Here is a 12,751-nt window from a genome sequence, read left to right on the forward strand (position 1 = left end):
ATGGCTAGGCGGCCAATGTCCGAGAGTACAATCGGAGCCTGTAGCGTATTTCCGGTAGGTGTGGGGATTGACGGTAGCCCTCCTCCGCTACCACCACTTGTCTTTCCAAGAGCAATTGTCGGTCATCATGCACTGGCCTGCACGCCGTGCCGGGCAGCCAGGCGAGGGCACGCGTCAATAAGGTGCTGGGGTCGCGCTGGGCACAATCTCGCAATAGGCTAGACGCCTGGCGTCATCGACGCAGACATGCAGGTAGTTCCAGCCCTGCTCGCGGTCGCTGTGAGTGCCGCGTCCTAGTCCGGTCATCCGTGGCCGGGGCGGGGCAAGCGACCCTACCCCGGGCAACCTTCATAGCTTTTACAGTCAGACGCCCGGCGCGCGCCACATGGCGGAGGTCACGCCTGCGTCGGTCAGGGCCTTTTGCTGGGGGTAAGCGCGTTCCCAGCGCTCCCGTGCCGCGAGATAGGTCTCCGCCATCGTGGGGTTGGGCGTGACAATGCGCTCCACCTCGGACATTTCCGATCCGGCCTCGGCCAGAGACGAGAAATTTCCGATGCCGAAGGCTGCGACCGCGGCACACCCCAAGGCGGTCGCTTCACGCACCCTGGGGATGGCGACCTCGCGACCCAGAACGTCGGCCAGGATCTGCGCCCATAGCGCGCCCTTGGACGCGCCGCCGGCGAACACCACCGGCTTGTCGATGCGGACCTTGGAGAAGCTCATCACCCGTTCCAGATTGATGCTGGAGACGATTGCGGCATTCTCCTCCAGCGCACGGAACAGGCTCGCCCTGGTGGTGTGCCCCGGCTCGATCGACATGTTCAGGAAGGAGGGCGCCGCGTGGTACCAGTGCCCGAAATCCATCGCATCGGAAAAAACCGGGATGATCCCGTTGCTGCCAGGCGGAATCCTGGCGGCCATTTCCTCCAGCAGGGCATAGACGTCCATACCGCGCCGGGCGGCCTCTTCCTTCTCCTCGCCGCAGAACGTGTCGCGGAACCAGCGCATGGTCAGGCCGACGAAAAACGAGATGCACTCCGCCTGGTTCAGCCCGGCAACCACGTGCGGATTGATACGCACCCGCCTCGTGTCGTCGGTGCGGCCCGTCGGGATGTTGATCACCTGTTGCCAGAACGTGCCGCCGAGAATTGCGGCATCACCATCGCGGGTGACGCCAAGCCCCAGCGTTCCCATCTGCACATCGCCGCCGCCGCAGATCACCGGGGTGCCGGGCTTCAACCCGGTTTCCTCGGCGGCCTTCGCCGTCACGCCGCCGATCGCCGAACCGGGCTCGACGACGCGCGGAAACAGCTCGCGCGGCAACTGGGCCCTGTCAATCAGCGCGTCCGACCATTGCCGCGCGCCGGGGTCCAGCAGCCCTGTGGTTCCCGCGTTGGAGGGTTCGACCACGATCTCGCCGCTCAAGCGGGCGGCGACCCAGTCGTTGATCATCGACAGTCTGGCTGCTTTCTCGAAGATGCCGGGGCGGTTCCGGCGCAGCCATTTCAGCCGTGGCCAGACCCCGAGCGCGAAGGTCTGGCCGCTGACGCGGTAGAAATGCGCTTCCAGTTCCTCGTCCCGCGCTTTCAGGTCGGCGACTTCGGCGGTCGCCCGTCCGTCCACATTGGCACAGGCCCACAGCTCGTTTCCTGCCGCGTCGTAGACGACAATGCCCTCGCGCATCGATGTCGAGCTGATCGCCGCGATCTCATCCGCGCGGATGCCGGCACTGGCGATGGCGCGGCGGATGCAGCGGGCGAGAAGCCGCCAGTTCCCCGCACAGTCGAAACTCATCGAGCCGGGGACGCCGGCCTCGCTGATATGGGCCCACTCTTCCTGGCTGAGCCCGCACTGCCGGCCGGCGTCGTCGAAGACCACCGCCCGACCGCTGCCGGTGCCGGCATCTATGGCGAGATAGTATTGCGGCATTGAGCTCTCCTCGTCGCGTGTGCCGGCCGGTCTCAGCCGTTGAACTCGGCGATGTGCAGGCCGCCGCCGCTGAAATCAGTAAAATAGACAAGGCCCGCAGAGTCCACGAAGACGTCGGTGGTGTTGATAACCAGCGGCCGGCCCGGACGGTGGTCGACATGATGCGTCGGCGCCTGGGGCACGAGCGCGCCGACTTCACGGGGGGCGTAGGGGTTGGAAATGTCGTGGACCCTCAGGCCGGCGTTCTGCCAGGTGGAGAAGATCAGCGTCGAGCTGACGAAGCTGCCCGGCCGGTTTTCATGCACGTTGTGCGGTCCGAAATGGCCGCCGACGGCCTTGTAGTCGCGGTCGTTGGGCTTGGGGAAGGTGGCGATGGAGACCGGATTGGCGGGGTTGCGGATATCGAAGACCCAGATCGGCTTGTCGCCGTCCTCCTCGTTGTCGAGGACCGTCTCGTCGACCACGATCAGCAGGTCGCGATCCGGCAGAGGCAGGCAGTTGTGGGTGCCGCCGCCAAAGGGCGGCGCCCAGTTGCGATGCGCAATCATCCTGGGAGCCGCGCGGTCCTTCACATCGACCACGACGAGGCAGGCATCGCGCCAGCCGCAATAGGCGGTGTCGCCATGGACGATCGGGTGGTGCAGGCTGTAGCGCCCCTCCGCAAGCGGCCAGTCCGGCACCTCGTCGGCAGCGACGTTCATTCCCGGCAGCCAGAAGCGGCCGACGATCTCCGGTCTTGTGGGATCGGACATGTCGATGGTCACGAGAATGAAGTCGGTGAACCCCTCGATCTGCGCGGACGCATAGGCCCAGCGCCCGCCCGCATACCAGATGCGATGGAGGCCAACGCCATTGACCGGCATGAAGCCGATCTGTCGCGGGTTTACGGGATCGGTCAAGTCGTAGACGGCCATGCCGGCGGAGTGGTTGCGGTCCGCCGACTGCATCGCCTTGGAGATATCGCTAGTATCTGCCTTGTAGTAGTTGCGTTCGTCGTCGCTCTCCGGCTTGGCAAACTGGTCCTGCGCGTGAACCGTCAGCAGGAGGTTGTCATGCACCTGAAGATGCAGCGACCAGGTATTGGCCGGGGAGGGGATATAGTTCACCGTGCGAGGGCGGGAGGGATCGCGAACGTCGATCACGCTGAAGCCCTTCGAGAAGATGTGGGCCACATAGGCGTAGCCGTCGCGCACCATGATCTGCGTACCGTCGGATCTCCCTCCCTGGGTGCAGTGGCCAATCAGTTGCATGTTGAAAGCGTGGGCGGGCGCGCGCAGGGTGGTTGCGGTGGTCATGGTTTCCTCTCCGGGGGAACGTCTGGCTGTCCACCGCCTCCTTCGAGGTGCGGCAGCGGATGCCGGATCGCTTTACGAATAGATCATTTGTGTTTATATAAAACATATGAACATTCCCGTTGGGACTCGTCAAGCGCCGCGTCCCGCTTTTTGCCTTGACCGGGTCGTCGGTCCTGGGGCAAACGCGCTGGACCAAGGTTGGCCGGTTTCGGCTTGAAGTTTGGCGGAGCCTGATTCGTAATGCCGTCGCGTTTTCACGCGGAGGCCCCTGCGTCAGACGGGGCCGACGTCTTGGCGCGTGCCTGAGAGATCGTCCATGACTGCATTCGAGACGCCGATCATTTCCGAGGAAGACGCGCTGCTGGCCCGTGTGGCCTGGTATTACTACCATGATGGGCTGACCCAACAGGCGATTGGCGAAAAGCTGGGTCTGCCGCGTATCAAGGTCTCCCGAATGCTTGAGAACGGTCGCCGCAGCGGCATGCTGGAGGTGCGGATCAACTCCGCCTTGCAGGGATGCCTGGAGATCGAGCGTCGCTTGCAGGACCGGTTCAAGCTGGAGGAAGTGCGAGTCATCCCGCATCTACCGGGGGAGCCGCGCAGCGAAAGGCTTGGCCAGGCCGCGGCCCAGTTCCTCATGCAGCGCCTGGATGAAGGCGGGCTTCTGGCGGTCGGCTGGGGGGAAATGGTCGGCGCGGCGATCCGCCGCCTGGGGCATCTGGTGAACGATCGCCGGATCGACCTTGTCGGCATGACCGGCGGTGTTCAGGCCTATGTCGACGGGCTTCGTGTGGTCAGCGCCGATTGCAAGATGTTCCTCGTGCCGGCGCCGCTGGTGGTGGAGGATGCCCAGATCGCCAAGGCGATGCTGCGCGACGCCAGCGTGCGCAACACATTGCAGATGGCGCTGAAGGCCGATTTCGCGCTGGTCGGCATTGGCGCGGTTGACGAGACCGCCAGCGTCATCCGCCGCGGCTATGTCCACCCCGCAGAGATTGAGGCGATGCGCCGGAGCGGCGCGATCGGCGACGTTCTTTGCCGGTTCTTCGATGCTGAGGGCAAGGAGATCGACCTGCCATTGCACGAACGGGTGATCGGCTTGCCGCTGGAGAGCTACCGCGAGGCTCCGCGGATGATCGCCGCCTCCGGTGGCCTCGATAAGGTACCCGCGATACGGGCGGCCCTGCAGGGCGATTTCATCAATATCTTCATCACTGACGAGCAGACCGCCCACGCTCTGGTGGGGTGATCCGCGCGCTTCTTCCCGCCTGTTTTCCGACCTTCCCGCCCCCTGCCTGGCAGGGCGTGCGGCTGCGCGCGCAGGTGCCGATGGCGCGGAGGTAAAACGAGGCGCTTGACACTCTTTCCAAGCTGTGTGTTCAATTGATCCAACAAAAAACAAATGAACATATTTCTGGGAGGGAATATTGGCACTCGTACAAGACGATGGCCCGGCTGCGCGGCAGCGCCAGGTGCTCGAAACCTCGAACTGGCGCGGCAACCTGCCCCCGCTCTTCGGCCCCACGAAGGTCCCGCTGGCTGCGCCGGCGCTGATGCTGGGCATCATTGCCCTGATCATGGCCTTCACCACGCCGAGCTTCTTTTCCGTCGGCAACATGCGGGCGATCTCCCTCGACGCGTCGCTGATCATGTTGCTGGGCATCGGTATGACGGCCGTCATCACCGCCCGTGGCATCGATCTGTCGATCGGCGCGATTCTGACGCTGTCCAGCGTTGCCTTTGCGGCCGCCCTTAAGGATTTCGGCCTGCCGCTCTGGCTCGCGGTGCTTGTCGGTTTCGCGACGGGAGGGCTTTGCGGCCTGATCAACGGTCTGCTGATCACCAAGCTACGGATGCCGGACTTCATCGTCACGCTTTCGACGGAGCTCGTGTTCCGCGGGCTTGCGCTGGTCTATGCCGGCGGCGGCGTCTTCTTCGGCTTTCCGGAATTCGTCACCTGGCTCGGACGCGGGCGGCTGCTCGGAATCCCGATGCCGCTGATTATCGCGCTCACCTTCATCGTCGCGGCGCATTGCATCTTTGCCTATCACAAGATCGGCGCCCGGCTGCATGCGGTCGGCGGCAACCCGATCGCGGCCCGGCGGCTCGGCATCAGCGTCCTCAACTACCGGGTTGGCGTCTATGTGTTCATGGGCCTGATCGCGGCGCTTGGCGGCATCATCCTGACCGGTCGTCTCGATGCGGTCGTCGCCTCGGGTGCGGTGACAATCCTGCTGAACACGGTCGCGGCGGTGATCGTCGGCGGCACCAACCTGTTCGGCGGACGCGGCTCGATCATCGGCACGCTGCTCGGGGCGTGGTTGCTCGCCACCATCACCAATGCCGTGGTGATGCTCGGCTTCGAGGCCTTCTGGCAACACGTGGCCGCCGGCGCCGTCATCCTGATCACCATCGGCCTCTACTCCCGCAGCAACAGCCGCAGCGAGGAATAGATTTACCCAAATACCAAAAAAACCAAAGTGGAGGAGACGAAATGACCAAGAAGACCCTTGCAAGAACAATCCTGCTGACCGGAGCCGCAACCCTTGCCCTGTCCTTGCCGCTTGCGGCCCAGGAGGTGCCGGCAGGCGCCAAGGAGCGCGGCTACTTCCTGCTCCCCGAGCTGCACGAAATGGTGCCGGCCGAACGGGCGGCCATGGACGAGTTCATGAAGTCGGTGGTTGCCGAGCCGGTTGCCAGCACCAAGACGTTCGACAAGCCGCTGCGCATCGCCTTGATGTTCCCGAGCCTTGAAACCTCGGACGCCTGGGCCCGTCTCAATATCTCGACCCGCAAGCGCCTTGAAGAACTCGGCGTGCCCTTCGAGATCACCGAGTTCATGATCAAGCCGGACGAGCACGACCGGCAGGGTGCACAGGTCGAGCAGGTTCTGGCCGGCAACTTCGACTATGTCGTGATCGGCCCGTCCGAGTATCAGGTGCAGAAGTCGAACATCTCCCGCCTTGCCGAGACCCTGCCCACGCTGGTGATGAACGTCGTCAATCCTTTCGTGGACACCTACGGCACCGACAAGCAACCGATTACCCATGTCGGTTTCGACCATACGATCGGCGCCGAGGCTCTGTGTCAGTGGGTGATCGGAGAGACCGGCGGCGAGGGCAAGTTCGCACTCGTGCGCTACATTCCCGGCCTCATCGACAGCCAGCGGTCGGACCATTTCGCCGACTGCGTTACCAAGAACTCCAACATGGAACTGGTCGGCGAGTTCGAGGCGAACGGCGACCGCGAGCTCGCCTTCAGCGGAGCCAACGCGCTGTTGAGCCGCCATCCCGACATCCGGATGCTGCACGCGGGCAACACCGCCGTGGCGCTTGGCGTGCTGGCGGCCGCGACCGAGCGCGGCGTTCTGGATGACGTCATCATCAACGGCTGGGGCGGCGGCGCCGACGAACTGAAGTCGATCAAGGAAGGCGGCCTGAAGGTGACGGCGTTCCGCGTCAATGACGACTGGGGCGTCGCGGTCGCGGAAGCCATCCGGGCCCACGCGCAGGGTGACCCGGTGCCGGTCGTCCTGGCCGCGACGATCAAGCCGCTGGACTACAAGATGTCGAGCGAGGCGATCGACGCGGAAACTGCGCATGCTTTCCGCTATTCCGGCCAGCTCGACCGCTGAGCCTCCCATGTTGCGGGGGCCGCGATGTGGCCCCCGCCTCCAAGATATCTGCGAAGACTGGATGGCATGACATGAGCGTGGTTCTGCGCGGAATTTCCAAATCCTACGGGCCGGTGAAAGCGATTGAGAACATCGATCTGGAAGTGAAAGCCGGCGAGGTGGTCGGGCTGCTGGGAGACAACGGCGCGGGCAAGTCCACCTTGATGAAGGTGCTGGCAGGCGCGGTGACGCCAGACACGGGCACTATCGAAGTGGACGGCGAGCTCTGTTCGTTTTCAAGTTCGTCGGAGGCGCGAGATACCGGCATTGCGATGCTGTACCAGGATCTTGCGTTGTTCGACGACATGCCGGTGGTGCACAACATCTTCCTCGGCCGCGAGATCACCAACCGCTTCGGCTTCCTGAAATACGGCGAGATGCGAAAGCGAGCCCAGGAGATCGTCAACAGCTTCTCCGTGCGCCCCTTCGATGTCCGTACGCCGTCCGGCCACCTGTCGGGTGGCCAGCGGCAGGTGTCGGCGCTGGCGCGGACCACCGCCTTCGGCAGCCGCTATATCATCCTCGACGAGCCAACATCGGCGCTCAGCCCGAGCGCCAGGGACGAAGTCCTCTCCGTCGTGCGGGAACTCGCCGACAAGGGCATCGGCATCATCATGGTCAGTCACGACCTGGGCCATGTGCGCAAGGTCTGCGACCGGGTGGCCATCCTGCATCTGGGTATGATGGCCGGCATGCGTGACATGGCAACCACCTCCCAGGACGAAATCATCTCTCTCATCGTTCAGGGACACGCCTGAACCAACGACCTTCCCAAACGAAAGGACAACGCCATGCGGCGGAATGGAATTCTCAACGTGAAACTGAGCCGGGCCATCTCCGAGATGGGCCATGACGACATTCTGCTCGTCACCGATGCCGGTTACCCCATGGCCTATGACGACCGGGTCATCGATCTGGCCCTGTGCCCCGGCGTGCCGGATCTGGTTACCGTGCTGCGGGCGATCCGCCAGGAAATGTGGGTGGAAGAATACCACATGATCGAGGACGCCAAGGAGAACAACCCGAACGCCTGGAACGGCGTCGCCGAGGTCTTCCCCGACGCCAAGGCCAGCACCCGTCCCAACAGTTGGTTCCACGAGGATGGTTATCGCGGTGCGAAATACATCGTGCGCACCGGCGCCTGGATGCCCTGGGGCAATGTCGCGCTCGTCTCCGGCATTCCCGTCCAGGAATGGTTCAGCAACACCGGAGCGCCGGTTCCGGAGAGCTGGACGGAGCGTCACGAGTTGAATGTGAAGTTCGGTAAGGTCGGCGTGGAGTGAGCCTGCAGATGTTCGTTCAATTGGTTCACATCCAGGTGAAGCCGGATCGCATCGAGGATTTCCTCGATGCCTTCCGGATTAACTACGAGGGCACGATCCGGGAGCCGGGGAACCTGCGTTTCGACGTGCTCCAGGATCCGGAGGAAGAGACGCGGTTCACCATCGTCGAGATCTTCCGCAGCGCCGAGAGCGTCGACGATCACCGTCGCACCGAGCACTACAAGACGACCGTGGCGCTGCTGGAGGACATCATGACCGGACCGCGCACCAAGGACATCTATCGACTGGTGATGTCGGATCTGGTGAACGAGCAGGTTTGAGGCGATGGATGACGTGCGGATGATCAACAGGTGGAATGACGACGAGGCGGCAGCCTGGTTGCGCGGAGCCGGGGAGGAGGAGGCCGAGCGCGACCTGGCCCTGCGCATCTACACGTCGCGGCTGATCGGCGGCGAGACCGATCTCGTGCTGCATGGCGGAGGCAACACCTCGGTCAAGACGCGGCGCCGCATGGCCGATGGTGAGCTTAGGCCCGTCCTGCATGTGAAGGGCAGCGGCTGGGACCTGGGGACGATCAAGGCTCCCGGTCTTCCCGCGCTCGAACTGGCTCCGTTGTGCGAGGCGCGGTCGGGGGCTGCCCTGTCCGATCCGCAAATGGTGGCGTTGCTGCGGGCTCATCTGCTCGATCCAGCGTCACCTAACCCATCCATCGAAACCCTGCTTCATGCGTTCCTGCCGGCAAAATATGTCGACCATTCCCATGCGGCGGCAGTGCTGGCCCTTGTGAACCAGCCTGATGCAGCAGCAATCGGTCGGCGCCTCTATGGCCGGCGCCTTGCCATCGTGCCCTATGTGATGCCTGGCTACGACCTCTCCATCGAGGCAGCGCGGATCTTCGACGAAAATCCTGACTGCGAGGGGCTTTGGCTGGTCAATCACGGTCTTTTCACGTTCGGCGAGACGGCGCGCCAGTCCTATGATCGGATGATCGAGTTCGTGAACATGGCGGAGGCGCATCTGGCCGAGCACGGGGTGCGTCTCGTTCCCCCGCTTGCCCCGCTTGGCGACACCGCCGGAAGCTGGGCCTTTCGCGATCTTCTGTCGGAGCGCATCCGGGCTGCCGGGCCAGCCTTTGCCTCGGGCGTTGCGCTCGATTTTCGCGCGGATGCGGCAATCGACACTCTCCTGCAAATACCGGACCTGGTGGAGATCACCGGTCGGGGCACGATCACCCCGGACCATGTCATCAGGGTCAAGCCGTTCCCCCTGGTTCTGGACGGCACGGAAAGCGCGGCCGAACTGGACGCCGCCCTTGCGGATTTCGCCGGGCGTTATGAGCGCTACTTCGAGCACCATGCGGTGCAGGCCAGCGAGCCGAAGACGATGCTTGACCCGCTGCCGCGGGTGATCCTGGTGCGGGGCATGGGACTGTTCGGTGTCGGGGGCAGTGATGCCGAGGCGAGGATCGTTGCCGATCTCGCGTCGCAGACGGCACGGGTCATCCAAGCGTCGGAAGCCTATGGCCGATTTACGCCGCTGTCGACGGCCGATCTCTTCGACATGGAATACTGGTCTCTGGAACAAGCAAAGCTGAAGAAATAGGGCTCGGGGCCGCCGTGTGACCTGCCCCCAGGCCTTCCAAGATGTGCTGGGAGGGTGCCGGTTAGCCGGACTGCCGGTTCGCCTGGGGAGCAATCACGCAGCCCAGCACAAGATAGATCAGCAGGATGCAGGCCAGCGCTGCCATCAGCAGGATGCCGAGTCCGGCGCCGAAATAGCCGCCATAGACGGTGACCGCGAAATCGATGACGAGCAGAGCGGCTCTCGGCAGTTCACCGCCGCGAGGCGCGCTCACCCAGGCGCGCAGCCTCGGTCCGGCGGCGAAGAGCAGCGTTGCCGCCAGCAGCAGCCAGGGATCAATTGCCGGAAGACCGCGTTGCTGGTCGCCGCCAGCAGCGCCGCGCCGACGATGCCGCCGAGGATGAAGACGGGGGCGCTGGCCTTCAGCCGCGCCGACTGGGAAGGCGGAGCTCCTCGCGATATCCCAGCAGGCTCGTGGCATGGCCCGGCCAGATCGAGATCGCGCTGGTGGCATTGGCGGCGACCGGCGGCCCACCGATATGCAGCAGCGCGGGAAAGGTGAAGAACGTGCCCCCGCCGGCGATGGCGTTGCAGGCGCCGCCGACAAGCCCGGCTGCCAGCAGCAGGAACATCTCGGCAAGGCCGACTTCGACGCCCCCAATCTCAGCCCCGCGCGCCTGCGGCGAAGGCGTCGAAAAGCCTTCGCCCCTCGGCCCAGGAGCCCAGACTGCTCGCCCCGTTGATGTGGCCCCTTGCGCCGATCTCGACGAGCCCGGCCCCCCAGTCCCGCGCCCGCCGGCGGGCATGCTCCGGCGTGCCGTAGGGATCGTCGCTGCTGGCGACAATCAGCGCCGGGAACGGCAGCGCCCGCGCCGGCACATCGCGAAAGCTCGCTGCCTCGCCCGGAAAGGCCGGTCCCTCCGGGTCCGGCACCGCCACCAGGAACGCCCCGCGCACGCGACCGACAAGCCGTTCCCCCGCATGGGCGACCAGCAGGCAGGCGAGGCTGTGGGCGATCAGCAGCGGCGGACGGGAAAAGCCGGCGAGCGCCCGCTCCAGCGCGCCCATCCACTCGGCAAGTTCCGGCCGGTCCCAGTCGGCCGGGGCAAATCGCCTTAGCCCGGCATCCTCCGCTTCCCACAGGCTCTGCCAATGTGCCTCGCCCGACCCGCCGATGCCGGGAAGAACCAGTCCGTCCGTCATTGCGCGCCCCTGCTGTGTTCGCCAGCCCGGCAGGAAGACTACAGGGCGAACCACCGTGGAGGAAACTGAAGCGATCTCAGCCGGCATGGAGCATTTCTCACGCACCTTCGGCAACAGTTTTGGCGCGAATTGTCCCTCATCCGTCCGGAGCGTGCATTTCGCCCTTTGAGGGCGGCGCTATCCTGCGGATACTGTCCCTCGTCAGGAGATACCGGAAATGTCCGCAGATACCGCCCTCATCGTCGTCGACGTCCAGGAGTCCTTCCGCCACCGGCCCTACTTCCGCGAGGAAGGGCTCGGCCTCTATCTGGAGCGCCAGCAGGCGCTGATCGACGGTGCCGCCGCCGCCGGCATTCCGCTGGTGCAGATCTTCCATGTGGAAGAGACCGGTCCGTTTTCGGAAGGCTCCGGCTTCGTCGTGCCGCTTTCCCCGCTGCGCCTTGCCGCCGACGCGGTCTTCCGCAAGCGGCGCCACAGCGCGCTGGTCGGCAGCGGCCTCGACGTCTGGTTGACCGAGCGCGGCATCCGGCGGCTGATCGTCTCGGGCATCCGCACCGAGCAGTGCTGCGAGACGACGACGCGCCATGCCTCGGATCTCGGATACGAGGTCGATTTCGTCGGCGAGGCGACGCTGACCTTCCCGATGACCGATGCGGCGGGGCGCGAGTGGAGCGCCGCCGAGATCCGCGCCCGCAGCGAGCTGGTGCTTGCCGGCCGCTTCGCCCGCATCGCCACGGTGGAGGAGGCGCTGGCCGCGGCCACGACCGGCCGGCTCGCCGCATGAGCGAGGCGGCGCGCGTGCGGACCATACCCGTCTTCGTGGTGGTTCCGCCGCGCGCGCTGCTGCTCGACATTGCCGGCCCGGTCGAGGTGTTGCGCAAGGCCAACATGGAGCAGGCGCGGCTGCGTTTCGATGTGACCTATGTCGGCCCGGCGACGAGTGTCACCAGTTCCGTCGGCCTTGCCGTTGCCGGCATCGCGCCGCTGCCCGCCGCCCTTCCCGACGGGGCGATGGTGGTGGTCTCGGGCGCCGCCGACAGGCCGCTCGGCAGCGAGGCCGACACGCGCAAGGACGACGCGCCGCTGGAAGCGGAGATCGCCGACTGGCTGCGCCGGGTGGTGCGCCTCGGCATCCGGCTGGTGACGATCTGTTCCGGCGCGCTGCTCGCCGCCCGTGCCGGCCTGCTGGAAGGGTGCGAATGCACCACCCATCACGCGGCGATCGAGGACCTGCGCCGCGCCGCGCCGACCGCGCGGGTGCGCGACAACCGCCTGTTCGTGGAGGACGGCGAGCGGCTGACCAGCGCCGGCATCACAGCCGGCATCGATCTCATGCTGGCCATCGTCGCGCGCGAGGCCGGCCACGACGTGGCGCTGGCGGTCGCGCGCTATCTCGTCGTCTATCTGCGGCGCGGCGGGGCCGACCCGCAGCTTTCGCCCTGGCTGGAAGGGCGCAACCACATCCATCCCGCCATCCACCGGGTGCAGGACGCGGTCGCCGGCGATCCGGCCCGCGCCTGGACCGTCGCCGCGCTCGCACGCCTTGCCGCCACCAGCCCGCGCAATCTCTCACGTCTGTTCAACGAGCATACCGGGCTCAGCGTCACCGATTTCGTCAACCGCATGCGCATCGCGCTGGCACGCGAGATGGTGCTCGGCTCGCGGCTCGACATGGAGGAGATCGCCGCCAGAGCCGGCTTTTCCTCCGCCCGCCAGTTCCGCCGGGCCTGGAACCGGCTGCATCCCGCCTCGCCGACCAGCCTGCGCGCCGCCGCCTCCTGAGGCGG

At 65.4% G+C, this 12,751-nt stretch carries 14 protein-coding genes; 9 read left to right on the plus strand and 5 right to left on the minus strand.

Translation table 11 applies throughout. The annotated features are described in order from the left end of the window. Positions 1 to 363 precede the first annotated feature (363 nt). The gene (gene lsrK, locus P2PM1_RS03710; protein ID WP_186388321.1) at positions 364 to 1,929 is read right to left on the minus strand and encodes an autoinducer-2 kinase; all 1,566 of its coding nucleotides are present in this window, start codon (positions 1,927 to 1,929) and stop codon (positions 364 to 366) included. A 32-nt stretch (positions 1,930 to 1,961) separates the two neighbouring features. Then, complete coding sequence (locus P2PM1_RS03715; protein WP_208985172.1) at positions 1,962 to 3,224, minus strand: LVIVD repeat-containing protein; 1,263 nt, start codon at positions 3,222 to 3,224, stop codon at positions 1,962 to 1,964. Between the two features lie 316 nt (positions 3,225 to 3,540). Here P2PM1_RS03715 and P2PM1_RS03720 point away from each other — a divergent pair, with 316 nt between their 5' ends. From P2PM1_RS03720 to P2PM1_RS03750, 7 genes are all read left to right on the plus strand, one after another. Beyond that, positions 3,541 to 4,473, plus strand: coding sequence for a sugar-binding transcriptional regulator (locus P2PM1_RS03720; RefSeq protein ID WP_186388319.1), 933 nt, complete (start codon positions 3,541 to 3,543; stop codon positions 4,471 to 4,473). A gap of 178 nt (positions 4,474 to 4,651) precedes the next feature. Next, complete coding sequence (locus P2PM1_RS03725) at positions 4,652 to 5,677, plus strand: ABC transporter permease (RefSeq protein ID WP_186398169.1); 1,026 nt, start codon at positions 4,652 to 4,654, stop codon at positions 5,675 to 5,677. Positions 5,678 to 5,718: 41 nt separating this feature from the next. Further along, the gene (locus P2PM1_RS03730) at positions 5,719 to 6,858 is read left to right on the plus strand and encodes a substrate-binding domain-containing protein (RefSeq protein WP_186398170.1); all 1,140 of its coding nucleotides are present in this window, start codon (positions 5,719 to 5,721) and stop codon (positions 6,856 to 6,858) included. 71 nt (positions 6,859 to 6,929) lie between these two features. Next, complete coding sequence (locus tag P2PM1_RS03735; RefSeq protein WP_186388316.1) at positions 6,930 to 7,655, plus strand: ATP-binding cassette domain-containing protein; 726 nt, start codon at positions 6,930 to 6,932, stop codon at positions 7,653 to 7,655. Between the two features lie 33 nt (positions 7,656 to 7,688). Next, on the plus strand, positions 7,689 to 8,180 hold the full coding sequence (gene rbsD / locus P2PM1_RS03740) for a D-ribose pyranase (RefSeq protein ID WP_186398171.1): 492 nt from the start codon (positions 7,689 to 7,691) through the stop codon (positions 8,178 to 8,180). Positions 8,181 to 8,188: 8 nt separating this feature from the next. Then, positions 8,189 to 8,500, plus strand: a complete 312-nt coding sequence (locus P2PM1_RS03745; RefSeq protein WP_186388314.1) for an antibiotic biosynthesis monooxygenase — start codon at positions 8,189 to 8,191, stop codon at positions 8,498 to 8,500. A gap of 19 nt (positions 8,501 to 8,519) precedes the next feature. Beyond that, entirely contained in the window at positions 8,520 to 9,782 is a 1,263-nt protein-coding gene (locus P2PM1_RS03750) for a class II aldolase/adducin family protein (protein WP_186398172.1), read from the plus strand. 61 nt (positions 9,783 to 9,843) lie between these two features. Here P2PM1_RS03750 and P2PM1_RS03755 read toward each other — a convergent pair whose 3' ends face one another. The 3 genes from P2PM1_RS03755 to P2PM1_RS03765 form a co-directional block, all read right to left on the minus strand. Beyond that, entirely contained in the window at positions 9,844 to 10,035 is a 192-nt protein-coding gene (locus P2PM1_RS03755) for a hypothetical protein (protein WP_186388313.1), read from the minus strand. A 148-nt stretch (positions 10,036 to 10,183) separates the two neighbouring features. Beyond that, a complete protein-coding gene (locus P2PM1_RS03760; protein WP_186396600.1) occupies positions 10,184 to 10,393 on the minus strand; it encodes a TSUP family transporter in 210 nt (69 codons plus the stop codon). Between the two features lie 31 nt (positions 10,394 to 10,424). Then, entirely contained in the window at positions 10,425 to 10,964 is a 540-nt protein-coding gene (locus P2PM1_RS03765) for an alpha/beta hydrolase (RefSeq protein WP_186398173.1), read from the minus strand. A gap of 217 nt (positions 10,965 to 11,181) precedes the next feature. Here P2PM1_RS03765 and P2PM1_RS03770 point away from each other — a divergent pair, with 217 nt between their 5' ends. Together P2PM1_RS03770 and P2PM1_RS03775 are read left to right on the plus strand one after the other, a co-directional pair. Beyond that, complete coding sequence (locus tag P2PM1_RS03770; protein WP_186398174.1) at positions 11,182 to 11,748, plus strand: isochorismatase family protein; 567 nt, start codon at positions 11,182 to 11,184, stop codon at positions 11,746 to 11,748. Beyond that, the gene (locus P2PM1_RS03775; RefSeq protein WP_186398175.1) at positions 11,745 to 12,746 is read left to right on the plus strand and encodes a GlxA family transcriptional regulator; all 1,002 of its coding nucleotides are present in this window, start codon (positions 11,745 to 11,747) and stop codon (positions 12,744 to 12,746) included. The genes P2PM1_RS03770 and P2PM1_RS03775 overlap by 4 nt, the downstream gene beginning before the upstream one ends. Positions 12,747 to 12,751: the final 5 nt, after the last annotated feature.

Source organism: Stappia sp. P2PMeth1 (assembly GCF_900185735.1).
Taxonomy (GTDB): domain Bacteria; phylum Pseudomonadota; class Alphaproteobacteria; order Rhizobiales; family Stappiaceae; genus Stappia.

Excerpts from the sequence above, each read along its gene's own strand:
- P2PM1_RS03765 (WP_186398173.1), bottom strand. The coding sequence starts at position 10,964 with ATGACGGACGGACTGGTTCTTCCCGGCATCGGCGGGTCGGGCGAGGCA.
- P2PM1_RS03720 (WP_186388319.1), top strand. The coding sequence starts at position 3,541 with ATGACTGCATTCGAGACGCCGATCATTTCCGAGGAAGACGCGCTGCTG.
- P2PM1_RS03715 (WP_208985172.1), bottom strand. The coding sequence starts at position 3,224 with ATGACCACCGCAACCACCCTGCGCGCGCCCGCCCACGCTTTCAACATG.
- P2PM1_RS03750 (WP_186398172.1), top strand. The coding sequence starts at position 8,520 with ATGATCAACAGGTGGAATGACGACGAGGCGGCAGCCTGGTTGCGCGGA.
- lsrK (WP_186388321.1), bottom strand. The coding sequence starts at position 1,929 with ATGCCGCAATACTATCTCGCCATAGATGCCGGCACCGGCAGCGGTCGG.
- P2PM1_RS03730 (WP_186398170.1), top strand. The coding sequence starts at position 5,719 with ATGACCAAGAAGACCCTTGCAAGAACAATCCTGCTGACCGGAGCCGCA.
- P2PM1_RS03745 (WP_186388314.1), top strand. The coding sequence starts at position 8,189 with ATGTTCGTTCAATTGGTTCACATCCAGGTGAAGCCGGATCGCATCGAG.
- P2PM1_RS03735 (WP_186388316.1), top strand. The coding sequence starts at position 6,930 with ATGAGCGTGGTTCTGCGCGGAATTTCCAAATCCTACGGGCCGGTGAAA.
- P2PM1_RS03760 (WP_186396600.1), bottom strand. The coding sequence starts at position 10,393 with ATGTTCCTGCTGCTGGCAGCCGGGCTTGTCGGCGGCGCCTGCAACGCC.
- P2PM1_RS03775 (WP_186398175.1), top strand. The coding sequence starts at position 11,745 with ATGAGCGAGGCGGCGCGCGTGCGGACCATACCCGTCTTCGTGGTGGTT.
- P2PM1_RS03770 (WP_186398174.1), top strand. The coding sequence starts at position 11,182 with ATGTCCGCAGATACCGCCCTCATCGTCGTCGACGTCCAGGAGTCCTTC.
- rbsD (WP_186398171.1), top strand. The coding sequence starts at position 7,689 with ATGCGGCGGAATGGAATTCTCAACGTGAAACTGAGCCGGGCCATCTCC.